A 17,997-nucleotide genomic window follows, 5' to 3' on the forward strand; every position below is an offset into this window, starting at 1 on the left:
TGTGATTTCTGAATTGCAAATTCCACTTACGGCAAATCATTCCCTGCTGCGAGGTAAATCTCATACCATTCTTTTCGAGTCAGGTTGACATGACTTGCTTGGCTTGCTTCTATCAAATGTTTAGGGTTAGTTGTTCCTACTACTGCCTGCATCTTGGCTGGATAGCGTAACACCCAAGCGATAGCAATAGCTGATGGGCTTACACTGTATTTTAAGGCTAATCGATTTAGAACTTGGTTTAGTTGTTTGAACTTCTCATTGCCGACAAAATTACCCTTGAAGTAGCCAAACTGTAAGACTGACCAGGCCTGAAGGACGATGTCGTTTAATTTGCAGTATTCAAAGACGCTACCATCACGCAAAGCTGCCTTGTCACCTTCCATATTGACATGGAAACCTGATTCAAATCCTGGCGTGAAAGCTGCGCTTAGCTGTAATTGATTGATAGATAAAGGTTGTTTGACTTCTTTCTTCAGCAATTCCATCATCATGGGATTTTGATTGGACACACCGAAGTCTCGAACTTTACCTGATTTGTGTAGAATATCAAAGGCTTGAGCTACTTGATCCGCTTCCATCAAAGCATCTGGACGATGGAGAAGCAAGCTATCCAGGTAATCAACCTACAATCTTTTTAGAATCCCGTCTACTGATTCTAAAATGTAATCTTTTGAAAAATCAAAATAGGTAAATTCTTCTATGCGAATGCCACACTTGGACTGGATCCACATCCTTTCTCGCAGGTCAGGACGATTGTTTAACACTTGTCCCAGTAATTCTTCGCAACGACCTCCACCATAGATATCTGCCAAGTCAAAGGCATTGATTCCTACAGATAGGGCTGTTTCAACCAGCTCCTCCACTTCCTTAACCGGCTTGTCACTGATTCGCATCATGCCTAGAACGATTTCGGACAATTCTCTTTTCTCTTGACCAAATGGAATGTATTTCATGGCAATTTCCTCCGTTTTTCTTCATTATAAAGCAGAATGACACTTTTATCAACTTTTATCAAACGAAAAAGAACCAGTTCAAACTGGTCCTTTTTATTTTAGCCAATCACACTTCCGTTTGGTACAGCTGGATCAACTGTTAGAAGGGTTAATTTGCCATCATGTTCAGCTGAGAGAATCATCCCTTGGCTGACATATTTTTTCATCATTTTACGTGGTTTGAGGTTGGCAACGATTTGGACTTTCTTGCCGACTAATTCTTGTTCGTTTGGATAGTATTTTGCAATCCCTGAGAGAATTTGACGGTCTTCACCATCACCAGCATCTAAGCGGAATTGAAGCAACTTATCAGAACCTTCCACTTTAGAAACTTCCTTAACTTCTGCGACACGGATCTCAACCTTATCGAAGTCTTCAAACTTAATTTCTTCCTTGTTCAGTTTGAGTTCGACTTCATCTGGATTCCATTCTTTTTCGACGGCTGGCTTGTTGCCTTCCATTTGTTCCTTGATATAGGCGATTTCTTCTTCCATATCGAGACGTGGGAAGATTGGTGTTCCTTTAGCAACTACTGTTACACCTGCAGGGAAATCAGCCAGGCTCAAGTTTTCAAGGCTAGAAACTTCTGCTAGACCAAGTTGTGTCAAGACTGCACGACTGGTTTCCATCATAAATGGCTCAATCAAGTGCGCTACAACACGAAGGCTAGCTGCCAAGTGGCTCATAACACTTGCTAATTGGTCACGGTGCGCTTCGTCCTTAGCCAGTACCCATGGAGCTGTCTCGTCGATGTATTTATTGGTACGTGAGATGAGGGTCCAGACTGCTTCAAGTGCACGTGGGTAGTCAACTGCTTCCATGTAGGTATTGTAGTCAGCGATTGATTGTTCTGCAACGTCAGCAAGAGCATTATCAAAGTCTGTTACATCTTCTACATAGGCAGGGATTTGACCATCAAAGTACTTGTTAATCATTGAAACCGTACGGTTAAGGAGGTTCCCGAGGTCGTTTGCCAATTCATAGTTGATACGACCTACATAGTCTTCTGGAGTAAAGGTTCCGTCTGAACCAACAGGAAGGCTACGCATGAGGTAGTAACGAAGTGGATCGAGACCATAGCGCTCTACCAACATTTCAGGATAAACGACATTCCCTTTAGACTTAGACATCTTGCCGTCTTTCATGACAAACCAACCATGGGCAATCAAACGGTCAGGCAATTTGATATCCAACATCATAAGAAGGATTGGCCAGTAGATGGAGTGGAAACGAAGGATGTCTTTTCCTACCATGTGGAAGACTGTTCCATTCCAGAACTTATCAAAGTTACCATGCTCATCTTGACCATAACCAAGAGCAGTCGCATAGTTGAGAAGGGCATCAATCCAAACATAGACAACGTGTTTTGGATTAGATGGGACTGGAACTCCCCATGTAAAGGTTGTACGAGAAACCGCTAAGTCTTCCAAACCTGGCTCAATGAAGTTACGAAGCATTTCATTGAGACGACCATCAGGAGTGATGAAATCAGGGTGCGATTTGAAAAATTCGACCAAGCGGTCTTGGTACTTGCTGAGGCGAAGGAAATAAGACTCTTCTGAAACCCATTCAACTTCGTGTCCTGATGGTGCGATACCGCCAGTTACATTTCCAGCTTCGTTACGGAAAACTTCCGCAAGTTGGCTTTCTGTAAAGAATTCTTCATCTGATACTGAATACCAACCAGAGTATTCACCTAGGTAGATGTCATCTTGAGCAAGCAAGCGTTCAAAAACTTGTGCTACTACTTTTTCATGATAGTCGTCAGTTGTACGGATAAATTTATCATATGAGATATCCAGTAATTGCCAGAGTTCTTTGACTCCAACTGCCATGCCATCAACATAGGCTTGAGGTGTGATCCCAGCTTCTTCTGCTTTTTGTTGAATCTTTTGACCATGCTCGTCAAGACCAGTCAGATAAAAGACATCATAGCCCATAAGACGTTTGTATCGTGCTAAGACATCACAGGCAATAGTTGTGTAGGCAGAACCGATATGAAGTTTACCAGATGGATAGTAAATCGGTGTTGTAATATAAAAATTCTTTTCAGACATATTTTTTCCTTTCCAGGCTAATGAAACCTGTTTTTCTAACACTTCATTATACCATATTTTTAGTGATTTTCGATAGAGAAATCCATACAAAAACAAGACAGACAAATGTCCATCTCGTTTTTTATCTTTTAAATTATTCATAGCGAAGTGCTTCGATAGGATCCAGCTTAGAAGCTTTATTGGCTGGTAGAACACCGAATATCATGCCGATACCAGCCGAGACCGCTAAACTAAAGAGAGCGATTGGGATGGATACTCCAACTTCGATTCCTGCAATCAAGTTTTGAAGAAGAACTCCTGCAAGCATGGTCACCCCTGCAGCCAGTACAAGACCGATGAACCCTCCTAACAAGGTTAAAATCATGGATTCAATCAAGAACTGAACCAGGATATTAGCTCGTGTTGCTCCTAGCGCTTTGCGTAGACCAATCTCACGGGTACGCTCTGTCACAGAAACAAGCATAATGTTCATAACACCTGTACCACCAACAAAGAGGGAAATTCCCGCAATAGCACTAATAATCGTAGTTATAAAGCCGAACATTTGTTGCACTTCGTTGAAGGCTTCCGTTGCATCTGCTATCTGATACTCCCCTTGTTGGAGACCTGCAATCTCCGTCATTCTTCTTGCCAATTCTGGACCTAAAGTCTGAGTCAAGCTCGTATCGTTGACACGGAAGACAATATTTGAAATCTCGTCTGTGTTAAAATTAGCTGCCAAGGAAATATTGGTTGTAATTGGTAGTCCTCCGACTCCAAAGGATTTTGCAGCCTTAGCTTCTTTACTTGCATAAACACCAATAACACGGTAACTGATTTCATTTACTTCCACAATCTGATTGAGTGCTTCCTGTGCAGAACCAAAAAGGCTATTAGCAAGTTCTTCATCTAAAATGATCACGTTTGCAAAATCCTTATAATCTTGTGCTCTAAGACTTCGACCTGCAATGACTTCATTTTCGACCGCATCCATATAAGTGACATTCCCACCCGTCATGTTAGCGTGTTCCACCTTTTTATCCTTATAGGTCAAGGTCACATTGGCTGAGTTGGTCACATAGTAACTATCCACACCCTTGAGCTTAGCAGCTTCCTTAACCCAGGATTCTTGAGGTTTTGGTGGTTCAACAAAAACATCTTCCTCTTTACCAGACAGAGTTAGAGCAGACTGCTTCTGGGTAAAGGAACCGTCCTTACTCTTGGTAGGTGAATAGAAGACATGAATGTTTTTCTGTGATTTGGTCATGTTTTTATTGACCTGACGAGACATAGAATCTCCTAGGGCCATGATGACAACGACGGATGATACCCCAATGATAATCCCGATCATGGTTAAGAATGATCGCATCTTATGGGCCATGATAGATGAAAAGGCAAATTTCAGATTCTGCATCTTAGTTTTCCTCCTTTTCTACTTGGGCGCTATCAGACGAAATGACTCCATCGCGGATGACAATCTGACGTTTAGCGTATGCAGCAATTTCAGGCTCATGCGTAACCATAATGATGGTTTTTCCTTCTTTGTTTAATTCAACTAAGAGTTGCATGATCTGATTACCCGTTTTGGTATCCAGAGCTCCAGTTGGCTCATCAGCCAAGATAATAGATGGATTGTTGACAAGAGCTCGTGCAATGGCTACCCTCTGTTTCTGCCCACCTGATAATTCTGATGGTAAGTGATGGCTTCTGTCAGTTAATTCTACTTTTTCTAAATATTCTTCTGCTAGTTTACGCCGTTTTGAGGTAGAAACACCAGCATAGATTAGAGGCAATTCTACATTTTGCAGAGCGTTTAATTTAGATAAGAGAAAGAACTGCTGAAAGACAAAGCCAATCTCTTGATTTCGAACCTTGGCTAATTGTTTTTCACCCAAACCAGCTACTTCTTTTCCATCTAGAAAATACTGACCACTTGTAGGGGTATCTAACATACCAATAGTATTCATGAGAGTTGACTTACCAGAGCCCGATGGCCCCATGATTGCTACGAACTCTCCCTCATTGACCTCTAGATTAATATTTTTAAGAACCTGGAGTTCCTGATCCCCATTTCGATAACTACGGCAGATATTTTTAAGTCTAATTAGTTGCTTCATCAGTCTTTACCTCTTTTCCTTCTTCCAAGGAAGTTGTAGGATTACTGATAACTTTAGCTCCATCTGTCAAACCAGATATGATTTCTTGGTTTTCGGCATCTGCATTGCCTAACCCAACTTCAACTTTTTTGGCTCTTTGATATTCATCAAGAATCCAAACGTAACTTTTATCTTCTTCGAAAATCACACTAGTAATCGGAACAATCAAAGCCTTACTCTTATTCTTGACCTCGACACTAACTGTAAATCCTTGTTTCAAATCACCAATCTCACTCGTTACTTCAATTGTATATGGATACTTGGCCCCTGAGCTTGAGCCAGACAATCCTGAACTTGCTTCACTATTATTTTTTGGATAGTTAGAGATGTAAGTAATCTTTCCTGTCCAAGTTTTGTCTGGGTAAACTTTTGAAGTAAAGGTTACTTCTTGGCCGACAGAAAGATTGGCAAGGTTGTACTCAGAAAGCTCACCCTTCACTTGTAAATTGTCGTTACTTACTATGTGCACTAATACTTGGCTACTACCTGTCGGAGATTTTGAAACATTTCGGTTCACCTCGACAACTGTACCCTCAACTGTACTTAAGACTGTCGTAGCATCTAACTGAGCCTGAGCCTTTTCGAGTTGAGCTACCGCGTCCGCACGAGTATCACGAGCATCACTAATTTGTGAATCAATAGAAGAAAAAGAAGATCCTGTTGATTGCCCCTGAGTCTGTGCCAAATCAGCACCGCCTTCTTCGCCTACTTGAGGAAGGATAGGTGTTGCTGCAGCAGTATTTCGAGCCTCATTCAATTCATTGATATGACGGTCAGCCTTAGCAATGGCACGAGTAGCAGCATCATAAGCAGCTTGCGCTTCAGAACTACTATACTTTACTAAAGCTTGCCCTTCACTAACCTGATCTCCAACCGAAACCAAGACCTCATCTAGTTCACCCTTGCTGCCATCAAAATAAACATATTGCTCATTTTGAGCAGTTACACTACCAGATAAGAGAACTGATGATGCAACTGTCCCTTCTTTTGCAATGACAATATGACTTGGTTCGTCACTAGCTACTGTCTCACCCGGTTGTCTGAACAGTAGGATAGCTCCTGCTCCTAGTACAAGGGCTGTCGCAACGCCAATAGCTGTATATAAAGGCCATTTTTTAGATTTTGACTTCTTTTTCATTTCAATACCTCTTTTATAAACATATATTAAAATTATAGCACAAGTCCTAAAAATGGACAATTGCTTTCTAAATATCCAAAAACAATCGCCAAATCTTTTATTGTTGTGTTAGTTATATAATACAACTTCTTTTTTATTTTTGCAAGCATTTTCTTAAGAAATTTAAACGTAGCAGATTTTTGCATTGACTTCCAAAAAAGGATAGAATATGACTAGAAAACAACTAAAGGAGCTTTCTTATGAGAGAATATGATATTATTGCCATCGGAGGAGGTAGCGGGGGAATTGCTACCATGAATCGTGCTGGTGAACATGGTGCTAAGGCGGCAGTTATTGAGGAAAAGAAATTAGGCGGAACTTGTGTCAACCTCGGCTGTGTCCCTAAAAAAATCATGTGGTATGGAGCTCAAATTGCAGAGAGTATCCACAAATATGGACCTGACTATGGTTTCACAATCACTGACAACGAATTTGATTATGCAACTCTTCGTAAGAATCGTGAAGCCTATATTGACCGTGCTCGTTCATCTTATGATGGAAGCTTCAAGCGTAACGGAGTTTATTTGATTGAAGGACGTGCCGAGTTCGTTGATGCTCATACTGTCAGAGTTAATGGTGAGTTGATCCACGCTAAGCATATTGTGATTGCGACTGGAGCTCATCCTCATATCCCTTCTATTCCTGGTGCTGAACTAGGTGGTAGCTCAGATGATGTCTTCGCCTGGGAAGAGTTGCCTGAATCAGTAGCTATTCTGGGTGCTGGTTACATTGCTGTCGAATTAGCTGGTGTACTCCATACACTTGGTGTTCAGACAGATTTATTTGTCCGTCGTGAACGTCCACTACGTGGATTTGATAGCTATATCGTTGAGAGTCTAGTTCAAGAAATGGAAAATACAGGACTAAACCTCCACACACATAAGGTTCCTGCTAAACTTGAAGAAACTGAACAAGGTATTACCATTCATTTCGAAGATGGTAGCACTCATACTGCCAGTCAAGTTATCTGGGCAACTGGTCGCCGTCCAAATGTTGAAGGACTTCAACTCGAAAAAGTTGGTGTCACCCTCAATGAACGCGGCTTTATCCAAGTTGATGAATACCAAAATACGGTCGTTGATGGAATCTACGCTCTTGGAGATGTAACTGGTGAAAAAGAGCTGACTCCTGTCGCTATTAAGGCTGGTCGTACTTTATCTGAACGACTCTTCAATGGAAAAACCAATGCCAAAATGGACTACACTACTATTCCAACTGTAGTTTTCTCACACCCTGCTATTGGAACTGTTGGTCTGACCGAGGAAGAAGCTATTAAGCAATATGGACAAGAAAACGTCAAAGTTTATACTTCAAAATTCGCTTCTATGTATTCTGCAGTTACTAGTCACCGCCAAGAAGCTCGTTTTAAACTCGTTACAGCTGGTGCAGACGAAAAGGTAGTTGGCCTTCATGGAATCGGCTACGGAGTTGACGAAATGATTCAAGGTTTCGCAGTTGCTATCAAGATGGGAGCTACAAAATCAGACTTTGATGCTACTGTCGCTATCCATCCAACAGGTTCAGAAGAATTTGTTACTATGCGTTAATCAATTAAAAGAGACCATTTAGGTCTTTTTTATTGATTTCAATCGGCCGTCACAAAAAGAGTTAACTTTTTCTAAATTAACGGTTGACTTAATCTGACAAGATTATATAATAGTTACTATAAATAAAAAAAGAGGTTAACTATTTTGAAAAAAGCACATATCTATGCCATTCCTGCTATAGGAGCTGCACTTATTGCAGTATTAGCCCAGATTAGTATTCCCATTGGTCCCGTTCCTTTCACTCTGCAGAACTTTGCTATTGGACTGATAGCTACTGTTTTTAGACCTAGAGAAGCTGTCCTCTCTGTTGGACTATATCTATTACTTGGCGCCATTGGTCTTCCTGTTTTCGCTAGTGGAGGAGCTGGTTTTCATGTTTTGGTAGGCCCAAGTGCTGGTTATCTTTGGTTCGACCTTGTCTATGCTGGACTTGCTTCCTATCTCATTCACACAAATAGTGGCGTCTTACGTATTTTCTTTGCGAATCTCTTGGGTGATTCTCTTGTCTTTGTAGGTGGTATTCTCAGTCTCCACTTCCTAGCTGGGATGCCTTTTGATAAGGCACTCGCTGTCGGAGTCATTCCCTTTATCATACCAGATCTAGCAAAAATTATTGCCATCAGTTTCATTGGAAAAGCTCTACTTAAACGATTAACAAAAGATAAGAGTTTTACGTTCAATCATTCTTAGAAAAAAGTTATTGATTCATTATTATTTAAAAACAAAAAAGAGAGAACAATTGTTCTCTCTTTTTAAACTATTCAATTCAGCACTTATCAGTTAGAAAAGCGATGATTGTTTAGTTTTCTTCTCTTCTCTTGCGAGACAAAGCATATCCAGCTGTTGCCAATCCAGAAATCGCTGCAAGTGATAGGAATGGAAGATCCTCTGTACCAGTATTTGGTAATTCTTTTTGAGGCTCATTATCTCTAAACTTGTTGATTGGGATAATCTTGTCTTCGATTGGTTGAGGTGGAAGTTGTGGATCCGGTTGTGGTTTTGGTTGTGGTTTTGGATCTGGTTGTGGTTGTGGTTTTGGATCTGGTTGTGGTTGTGGTTTTGGATCCGGTTGTGGTTGTGGTTTTGGATCTGGTTGTGGTTGTGGTTTTGGATCTGGTTGTGGTTGTGGCTGTGGTTTTGGATCCGGTTGTGGTTGTGGTTGTGGTTTTGGATCCTCTTTCTTAGGACATCCACAATCACGGATAAAGATACGATTTGTTTCTTTACCATCACCATCTTTGATGATAATCCAGTATCCAGATTGACCTTCCTTGTTCTTACCAGGTTCAGTAGTAATACTTGGTGTCTTACCATCCTTACCATCGCGAACGAAGGTACGGCTAGTGATGTTTCCATCACCATCTTCAGTGATTACCCAAACACCAGTATTTCCTTCTTTATCTTTACCAGGTTCAGTACGAACTTTTGGTGTTTTACCATCAATACCATCACGGATAAAGTTACGGCTAGTGATGTTACCTTCAGAATCACGTACAATTACCCAAACACCAGTATTTCCTTCTTTGTCTTTACCAGGTTCAGTAGTAACAGTTGGTGTCTTACCGTCCTTACCATCTTTACCGTCTTTACCATCCTTAACGAATGTACGACCAGTTTCTTTGCCGTCACCATCATGTGTAATTACCCAAGTACCAGTATTACCATCTTTGTCTTTGCCTGTCTCAGTTGTTACACGTGGAGTCTTACCATCCTTGATAATAGTTTGAACCTTCTGACCGTCAACGTTAATAACAGTTACAGTATGAGTTCCATCTTCGTTATCTTTAACAGTAATGCTTGGTGACTTACCATCTTTACCATCTTTGATGATTGTTTGAGTCTTAGTTCCATCTGGATTTTCAACAGTGATCGTATGTGTACCGTCACCATTTTCAGTAACAGTAACCTTCGCAGATTTACCATCTACTCCGTCTTTACCATCTTTACCATCTACTCCGTCTTTACCATCCTTAACGAATGTACGGCCTGTTTCATTTCCTTCTGGATCACGAGTAATTACCCAAGTACCATCGTTACCGTCAGTGTCTTTACCACGTTCAGTAGAAACTCGAGGTGATTTACCATCTCTGATAATTGTTTCTGTTGTTTGACCATCGACATTGACAACTTTAACTGTGTGTGTACCATCTTCGTTATCTTTAACAGTTACGCTTGGTGACTTACCATCTTTACCATCTTTGATGATAGTTTCAGTCTTAGTTCCGTCTGGATTTTCAACAGTGATTTTATGTGTACCATCTTCGTTATCTTTAACGGTTACAACTGGTGATTTACCATCTTTACCATCTTTACCGTCAATACCATCTCTAACGAATGTACGACCTGTTTCTGTACCAGCAGGATCATGTGTGATTACCCATGTACCAGTACGTCCTTCAGCATCTTTACCACGTTCAGTTGTTACTGATGGGTTCTTACCGTCTTTGACGATTGTTTCACTTGTTTGACCATCTGGGTTCACAACTTTAACTGTATGAGTACCGTCACCATTGTCTTTAACAGTTACGCTTGGTGATTTACCATTTTCACCGTTTTTAACAATAGTTTGAGTAGTTACACCATTTGGATCAGTGATAGTGATTGTGTGTGTACCGTCACCATTATCTTTAACTGATGCTTCAGGTGACTTACCATCTTTACCATCTTTAACGAATGTACGACCTGTTTCAGTTCCAGCAGGATCATGTGTGATTACCCATGTACCTGTGTTACCTTCTGAGTCTTCACCACGTTCTGTTGTTACAGATGGGTTCTTACCGTCTTTGATGATGGTTTCTGTTGTTTCGCCATCTGGGTTCACAACTTTAACTGTGTGAGTACCGTCACCATTATCTTTAACGGTTACAGTTGGTGTCTTACCATCTTTACCATTCTTGATAACTGTTTCTGTTGTTGTTCCATCTGGGTTCACAACTTTAACTGTGTGAGTACCATCTTCGTTATCTTTAACAGTTACGACTGGTGATTTACCGTCTTTACCATCTTTACCGTCTTTACCATCTTTAACGAATGTACGACCTGTTTCTGTACCAGCAGGATCATGTGTGATTACCCATGTACCTGTGTTACCTTCAGAGTCTTCACCACGTTCAGTTGTTACTGATGGGTTCTTACCGTCTTTGATGATGGTTTCTGTTGTTTCGCCATCTGGGTTCACAACTTTAACTGTGTGAGTACCATCTCCGTTATCTTTAACAGTTACAGTTGGTGTCTTACCATCTTTACCATTCTTGATAACTGTCTCAGTTGTTTCACCATCAGGGTTCACAACTTTAACTGTATGAGTGCCGTCTTCGTTATCTTTAACAGTTACGACTGGTGATTTACCATCTTTTCCGTCTTTAACGAATGTACGAGCAGTTTCAGTACCAGCTGGATCATGTGTGATTACCCATGTACCTGTGTTACCTTCAGCATCTACACCACGTTCTGTTGTGACTGATGGGTTCTTACCGTCCTTGATGATTGTTTCTGTTGTTTCACCATCTGGGTTCACAACTTTAACTGTGTGAGTGCCATCACCGTTATCTTTAACGGTTACTGTAGGTGTCTTACCATCTACTCCATTCTTGATAACTGTTTCTGTTGTTTCACCATCTGGGTTTACAACTTTAACTGTGTGAGTACCATCACCGTTATCTTTAACGGTTACGACTGGTGATTTACCATCTTTACCGTCAACACCATCTCTACCGTCTTTACCATCTTTAACGAATGTACGACCTGTTACTGTACCAGCAGGATCATGTGTGATTACCCATGTACCTGTGTTACCTTCAGAGTCTTCACCACGTTCAGTTGTTACTGATGGGTTCTTACCGTCCTTGATGATTGTTTCTGTTGTTTCACCATCTGGGTTCACAACTTTAACTGTGTGAGTGCCATCACCGTTATCTTTAACGGTTACAGTTGGTGTCTTACCATCTTTACCATTCTTGATAACTGTCTCAGTTGTTTCACCATCTGGGTTCACAACTTTAACTGTGTGAGTACCGTCTTCGTTATCTTTAACAGTTACGACTGGTGATTTACCATCTTTACCGTCAACACCATCTCTACCGTCTTTGGCATCCTTGATGAATGTACGGCCTGTTACAGTACCTTCTGGGTCATGAGTGATTACCCATGTACCTGTGTTACCTTCAGAGTCTTCACCACGTTCTGTTGTGACTGATGGGTTCTTACCGTCCTTGATGATTGTTTCTGTTGTTTCACCATCTGGGTTCACAACTTTAACTGTGTGAGTGCCATCACCGTTATCTTTAACGGTTACTGTAGGTGTCTTACCATCTACTCCGTTCTTGATAACTGTTTCTGTTGTTGTTCCATCTGGGTTCACAACTTTAACTGTGTGAGTGCCGTCTTCGTTATCTTTAACGGTTACGACTGGTGATTTACCATCTTTACCGTCTTTACCGTTTTTGATATCGACAACATCGATCTCTACATCTTTAGATACAGACTTACCATCAAGAGTTGCTGTAGCTTTAGCTGTGTAGCTACCTACCGCAGTTGGAGTACCAGAGATTGTCTTAGTAGCAGCATCATATGTTACACCATCAGGAAGGCTAGCTTCATCGAGAGTAAGGTCAGAACCTGGTGTGTGAGTAAGAACGATATTATTGATTGCATTACCTAGTTGAACAAGCTGACGACCACCTGAAACAGTAAGGTCAAGATCTTTATCAGCTTTAGGATTCACATTAAGAGTAAATGTGTCTACAGCTGAAGCTCCACCAATTTCTGTTGGGTTTGTAGCTTGCATACGGATTGTAAATGTACCAGCTTTTGTAGGTGTACCAGTAAATGTCTTAGTAGCAGCATCATATGTTAATCCATATTCAGAGATAACTTCATTGATATCTGCTTCTTCTACCAAACCATATGGTGTCTTCATAGTAACTTTAGAAAGATTATTGTGAGTTACTACTGCAGGAGTGATAGCATCACCAACTGTTACAGTTTGCTCTTTATTAGAGATGTCGATAGAAACTGGAGAACCAGTAACTGTGATTACGACTTCAGCATTTGCAACTGGATTGTTACGGTAGTTATCATATTGAGCTTTAACTGGGATACGGTAAACACCAACTTTGGTAGGAGTTCCTGAGAAGGTATGAGTTGACTCATCATAAGTAACTCCATCTGGGAGATAGCTTGGATACTGACCAGTAGCAGGATCTGGAGCCGCATTGTAGTTAGTAGTCTCAACACTAATTGTAGCACCTTCAGAAGCCTCAACTTTAATAGGGTTCATAGGAGAAAGTACTTGAACTTCAGTTTCTCCACCCTTAACTGAGATTGGTTTTTCCTTAACCTTAATCTTGATAGTACCAGTAGCTTCTTGGTCACCACGAGTTAGTTTATAAGTATAAGTTCTTTCACCAACTTCATTGGTTGTACCTGAAATAGTCTTCGTAGCATCATCATAGGTAAGACCAAGATCACTCCACTGCCATGTGTCCCCAGAGAATGTAGCCTTAGGATGTGGATCGATTTCGATAGGATCAATCGTATCACCAACAGTTACTTCGCGTTCAAAGTTCTCTGCTACAAGTTCACCAGGAAGGACAGTAAGAGTTACATATTTTTGAACTACTTGTCCATCTTTTTCAGCAGTAACTTTAATCTTGTAAACACCTTCAACGAGACCTTTACCTGCGATTGTCTTAGTAGACTTAGTAAAGCGAGTTCCTTTAGGAAGAGCTTTTGTATCAACTGTTAGTGTAGCACCGTCAGTATGAGTGATCACCATATCCTTGAACTTTTCACCTTCTTTGATGGTTTGTTCATGGTTGGTTACATCAAGATCAAGTCCAACACCATCACGTGGTCTTACTTCAAAGGTAAAGTCTGTGAATGTTGTAGAAACACCACCATCCGCATTGTAGTAGTCAACTTCCACACGTGCCTTTTGGTTTTCAGTTGTTTTCAGTACACCATATCCTTCAAGAGTATTAGTGATAGTGTCTCCTGAGACTGTCGCATACTTATCTCCACTTTCCGTAATGACACGGATAGCAGCAATTCTTGATCCACCATCAAGTGTTACAGGTACACCTGGGAAGCGTTCGCCTTCTTTCCATACTTGGTGGTCGATAGGATTGATAAAGTCAGTTACTTCAAATTCGAAGATACGGTTTGGCGCATTGTCACCAAAGTGTCCATCGATAGCGCGGACTTCAAAGTTATACTTACCAGGTAACAGTTTGACTCCAGCTTTCTTTCTGATCGTTTGAGTTGCTTCATCATACTCTGTACCATCTGGGAATCGAACTGGTTTAATAGTAGCATTAACCTTGTTTAGCTCAATCTTACCAATTGTCTGTGCATCAGCAGAACGTGGTACAGAGACAATACCCTCTTTATTTAAGACTGCAGTTTCAGTGTTTGGTGTAAACCTGACATCCGCATTCGTAAGACTGAAACCATCTGCATTATCAGTAACAGACTGTGAACGTTCTTCTGTAGTTAAATGAACATTGAAGATACGAGTTTGTCCAACGCTATCAGTAGTTTTGAACTTAATATCAAAGCTACCTTGTTGAGCTGGAAGTTTTGTAAATCGGACACGGTATGGTGTATACATCCAATTATGAACTGCCCAATCTTCACTATCATACTTAATTTTTGGGTCATGTACAGTAACAAGTTCATACTCAACATCAGGTACTGTATCTAAACGTTCAAACTTCTTAAGGGTTACTGGTGAATCAGGGAAGTCTTTTACTTTTGGTGAATCATCAATATAAAGTCCTAACTCTGTATAATATCTTGGTGTATCAGGTTTTGCATCTGCAACAGTAGTTGGTTCAGGACGATTAATTTTAGCAATATGATAGCCAAAAGGTGTTGTAGGAATATAATAATTATTAACTCTTGTACTATTTTCCCCCATATCTCCAGTTGCATAATCACTTCCTAATTCTCCATCAGCATCACGTGAGGCAGTGGCTTCACGATTTCTTTGCCAACTACCTCTAGATTCTGGCATTGTTGAAAGTGTAGTTAAACCAAAAGATCTTGGATTAACAATTTCTAGCATCATTGTCGCTTTGACATTTGGATCTGTTTTGGAAACAAGACCAATTTCATACTTACGACCAGCATGGCGTCCATCAAGTACTATATCTCCAGTAACATACTCGCCGACCTTATCATAGGTAAGGCCAAGTGCTTTTGCATCTGGAGTTAGATCAACTTCGTCTGGAGTAATACGGGTAAGACCCATCTTGTAAACTAACTTTGTAGTAGTACCATTGTTACGAATTTTTGTATAACCACTGTAGTTTTCAATGGTCATATATGGTTTAGTACCTTCTGACGGTGTTTCAGCCGCCAACATATAAGATACGAAACCTGAGTGACCTGCACGCTTCATTTCTGTGTAAACAGACTCGATAGCAGATTGGAGGCGTCCAATGCTAAGTTCAAGATCAGCTTTCGTTAATTGAGCTTTTTCAGAAAGCTGTTGAGCTGCTGCCAACTCAGCTTTTGAAGCTTGAAGAGCGTCCGCAAGAACTTTCTTAGCATCGCTATCAGTAAGTTTAGCTTCTTGTTTTTCAGCTTCTTCATTAACAGCTTTTGCTTCAAGAATGCTGTTGTTCAATTGCTCTTTAAGTGGTTGAAGAACTTCGTCAACTGCAGGCTTAGCTTCAGTAACTTTTTCTTCTGCTGCTGGAACTTCTTTTTTATCAAGTTTAAGTTCTGGTTTTTCTTCTGCAACTGGTGCAGTAGATGGAGCTGTTGCTACAACAGGCTCTTTAGATTTTTCAACAGTTGTTTCTGTAGTTGTTGTTTCAGTTGTTGTTTCTGCAACTGGTTCTTTTTCTGTAGATGGTGCTGCAAGAGTTGCAGGAGCACGGTATGGTTCTGGAATAGTGATTTCTTCAGAAATAGTTTCCTTGACCGGCTCTTCTTCTATTGCCTTAGTTGCCTCCCCTTTAAATTCACTGGCGCTTACATGTGGGGCGTTAACCATCGACCCGACGAAGAACTGTCCTACAAGGACAGATGCCACACCTACACTAAACTTACGTATGGCAAAACGTTGACGTTTTTCAAATTTCATTATTATTTATCTCCTTTTTATTCATTATCTTGTTTTTTTCTCTTACCGATAAACAGAGCACTTGCTGCTGCCATTAGTGAGACTCCAAGAGCTGATAATCCACTAGCTTCTGTACCAGTGTTTGGCAATTGTTCTTTTCCAGATGAAGCTTTAGTTTCTACCGGTTTGGCTGGTGTATTTGTTGGCTGTACTGGTTTAGATGGATCTACTGGTTTAGATGGATCAGCTGGCTTAGATGGAACAACTGGTTTAGTTGGGTCAGCTGGCTTAGATGGAACAACTGGTTTAGTTGGGTCAGCTGGCTTAGATGGAACAACTGGTTTAGTTGGGTCAGCTGGTTTAGTTGGGTCAGCTGGTTTAGTTGGGTCAGCTGGTTTAGCTGGATCTGCTGGTTTAGCTGGATCTGCTGGTTTAGCTGGTTCTTTTGTTCCTACTTCGATAACTTTATCAACTGCATCTACCTTAGTTGTTGAAACAACTTTACGCTCTACTTCTTTGCCATCTACAAAGACAACACGTTCAACTACAGTAATGCTACCAGCTTTTCCTTCTTGGACAACTTTTTCTGTACCTTTTGCAAGGTTAGCGTTGTCACGACGAATTGTCTTAAATGCTACTGTATCTTTCTTAGTTTCATACTTCTCGATAACTTTAGCATCAGGTTTAGATGGTACTACTGGAGTGTCACCTGGTTTGCTTGACACTTTTGTTCCTACTTCGATAATCTTATCGATTGCATCAACTTTGTTGGTTGAAACGACTTTGCGTTCTGTTTCTTTACCATCAACAAGAACGACATGTTCTACTGTTGTGATGCGACCATCTTTTCCTTCTTGGACAACTTTTTCTTTACCTTTTTCAAGGTCAGCATTGTCGCGACGGATAGTCTTGTATGAAAGAACTTCTACTTTTGTTTCTTCTTTTTCGACAATCTTAGCTTCAGGTTTAGATGGTACTACCGGAGTGTCACCTGGTTTGCTTGACTCTTTTGTTCCAACTTCGATAATCTTATCGATTGCATCGACCTTAGTCATTGAAACTAGTTTACGTTCTACTTCCTTACCATCAGCAAGAACGACATGTTCTACTGTTGTGATGCGACCATCTTTTCCTTCTTGAACAACTTTTTCTGTGCCTTTTTCAAGACTAGGATTTTCTTGGCGGATTGTCTTATATGCGAGCACTTCTACTTTAGTCTCATCTTTTTCGACAATCTTAACTTCAGGTTTAGATGGTACTACTGGAGTGTCACTTGGTTTGCTTGACTCTTTCGTTCCAACTTCGATAATCTTATCAACCGCATCCACTTTGTTGCTTGAAACGACTTTACGTTCCACTTCCTTACCATCAACAAGAACGACACGCTCTACTGTTGTCACAATACCATCTTTTCCTTCTTGGACAACTTTTTCTGTGCCTTTTTCAAGGTTAGCGTTATCGCGACGGATGGTCTTGTATGAAAGGATTTCTACTTTAGTTTCGTTTTTCTCAACAATCTTAGTTTCTGGTTTAGATGGTACTACTGGAGTGTCACTTGGTTTGCTTGACTCTTTCGTTCCAACTTCGATAATCTTATCAACCGCATCAACTTTATTTGATACGACAACTTTACGTTCTTTTTCGACTCCATCTACTAAGACAACGTGTTCGATTATTGTAACAATTCCTTCTTTACCTTCTTGGACAACTTTCTCTGTGCCTTTTGCAAGGTTAGCATTGTCACGACGGATAGTCTTGAATGGAAGGATTTCTACTTTAGTTTCATCCTTCTCAACAACCTTAGGTTCTGGTTTAGATGGTTCAACTGGTTTAGTTGGGTCAACTGGTTTAGATGGTTCAGCTGGTTTAGATGGTTCAACTGGTTTAGATGGTTCAGCTGGTTTAGATGGTTCTACTGGAGCAGCAGGTTCTTTCGTTCCTACTTCAATGATTTTATCAACTGCATCAACCTTGTCTGTTGAAACGACTTTACGTTCTTTTTCAACTCCGTCAACAAT

General features: G+C 40.7%; 8 protein-coding genes and 1 pseudogene. 2 read left to right on the forward strand and 7 right to left on the reverse strand.

Annotated features, from left to right (window positions below):
• Positions 1 to 26 precede the first annotated feature (26 nt).
• The 5 genes and pseudogenes from QM941_RS05145 to QM941_RS05165 form a co-directional block, all read right to left on the reverse strand.
• A pseudogene (locus QM941_RS05145) lies at positions 27 to 953 on the reverse strand (aldo/keto reductase).
• A 98-nt stretch (positions 954 to 1,051) separates the two neighbouring features.
• The gene (gene metG, locus QM941_RS05150; RefSeq protein ID WP_414339442.1) at positions 1,052 to 3,049 is read right to left on the reverse strand and encodes a methionine--tRNA ligase; all 1,998 of its coding nucleotides are present in this window, start codon (positions 3,047 to 3,049) and stop codon (positions 1,052 to 1,054) included.
• Positions 3,050 to 3,182: 133 nt separating this feature from the next.
• The gene (locus QM941_RS05155; RefSeq protein WP_414339443.1) at positions 3,183 to 4,442 is read right to left on the reverse strand and encodes an ABC transporter permease; all 1,260 of its coding nucleotides are present in this window, start codon (positions 4,440 to 4,442) and stop codon (positions 3,183 to 3,185) included.
• A 1-nt stretch (position 4,443) separates the two neighbouring features.
• Positions 4,444 to 5,145, reverse strand: coding sequence for an ABC transporter ATP-binding protein (locus tag QM941_RS05160; protein WP_414339444.1), 702 nt, complete (start codon positions 5,143 to 5,145; stop codon positions 4,444 to 4,446).
• Positions 5,129 to 6,322 (reverse strand): efflux RND transporter periplasmic adaptor subunit, encoded by a 1,194-nt coding sequence (locus QM941_RS05165; RefSeq protein WP_414339446.1) that lies wholly within the window; start codon positions 6,320 to 6,322, stop codon positions 5,129 to 5,131. Before QM941_RS05165 ends, QM941_RS05160 begins: the two co-directional genes overlap by 17 nt.
• A 239-nt stretch (positions 6,323 to 6,561) precedes the next feature.
• On the opposite strand from QM941_RS05165, the gene gor reads away from it, so the two are divergent.
• Positions 6,562 to 7,908: a glutathione-disulfide reductase gene (gene gor, locus QM941_RS05170; protein ID WP_414339448.1), complete on the forward strand. Its 1,347-nt coding sequence runs from the start codon at positions 6,562 to 6,564 to the stop codon at positions 7,906 to 7,908.
• A gap of 144 nt (positions 7,909 to 8,052) precedes the next feature.
• Positions 8,053 to 8,598 (forward strand): biotin transporter BioY, encoded by a 546-nt coding sequence (locus QM941_RS05175; RefSeq protein ID WP_414339449.1) that lies wholly within the window; start codon positions 8,053 to 8,055, stop codon positions 8,596 to 8,598.
• A gap of 109 nt (positions 8,599 to 8,707) precedes the next feature.
• On the opposite strand, the gene QM941_RS05180 is transcribed toward QM941_RS05175, so the two are convergent.
• Both QM941_RS05180 and QM941_RS05185 read right to left on the reverse strand, forming a co-directional pair.
• Positions 8,708 to 16,000 (reverse strand): YSIRK-type signal peptide-containing protein, encoded by a 7,293-nt coding sequence (locus QM941_RS05180; RefSeq protein WP_414339451.1) that lies wholly within the window; start codon positions 15,998 to 16,000, stop codon positions 8,708 to 8,710.
• 17 nt (positions 16,001 to 16,017) lie between these two features.
• The coding region (locus QM941_RS05185) for a G5 domain-containing protein (protein WP_414339453.1) at positions 16,018 to 17,997 on the reverse strand (1,980 nt) is incomplete at its 5' end.

Origin of the sequence: Streptococcus timonensis, from assembly GCF_047460355.1 — a bacterium.
Lineage (GTDB): Bacteria > Bacillota > Bacilli > Lactobacillales > Streptococcaceae > Streptococcus > Streptococcus timonensis_A.

What these genes read in the sequence shown, in the direction of transcription:
- gor (WP_414339448.1), top strand. Translation starts at nt 6,562, where the DNA reads ATGAGAGAATATGATATTATTGCCATCGGAGGAGGTAGCGGGGGAATT.
- QM941_RS05155 (WP_414339443.1), bottom strand. Translation starts at nt 4,442, where the DNA reads ATGCAGAATCTGAAATTTGCCTTTTCATCTATCATGGCCCATAAGATG.
- QM941_RS05160 (WP_414339444.1), bottom strand. Translation starts at nt 5,145, where the DNA reads ATGAAGCAACTAATTAGACTTAAAAATATCTGCCGTAGTTATCGAAAT.
- QM941_RS05165 (WP_414339446.1), bottom strand. Translation starts at nt 6,322, where the DNA reads ATGAAAAAGAAGTCAAAATCTAAAAAATGGCCTTTATATACAGCTATT.
- QM941_RS05180 (WP_414339451.1), bottom strand. Translation starts at nt 16,000, where the DNA reads ATGAAATTTGAAAAACGTCAACGTTTTGCCATACGTAAGTTTAGTGTA.
- metG (WP_414339442.1), bottom strand. Translation starts at nt 3,049, where the DNA reads ATGTCTGAAAAGAATTTTTATATTACAACACCGATTTACTATCCATCT.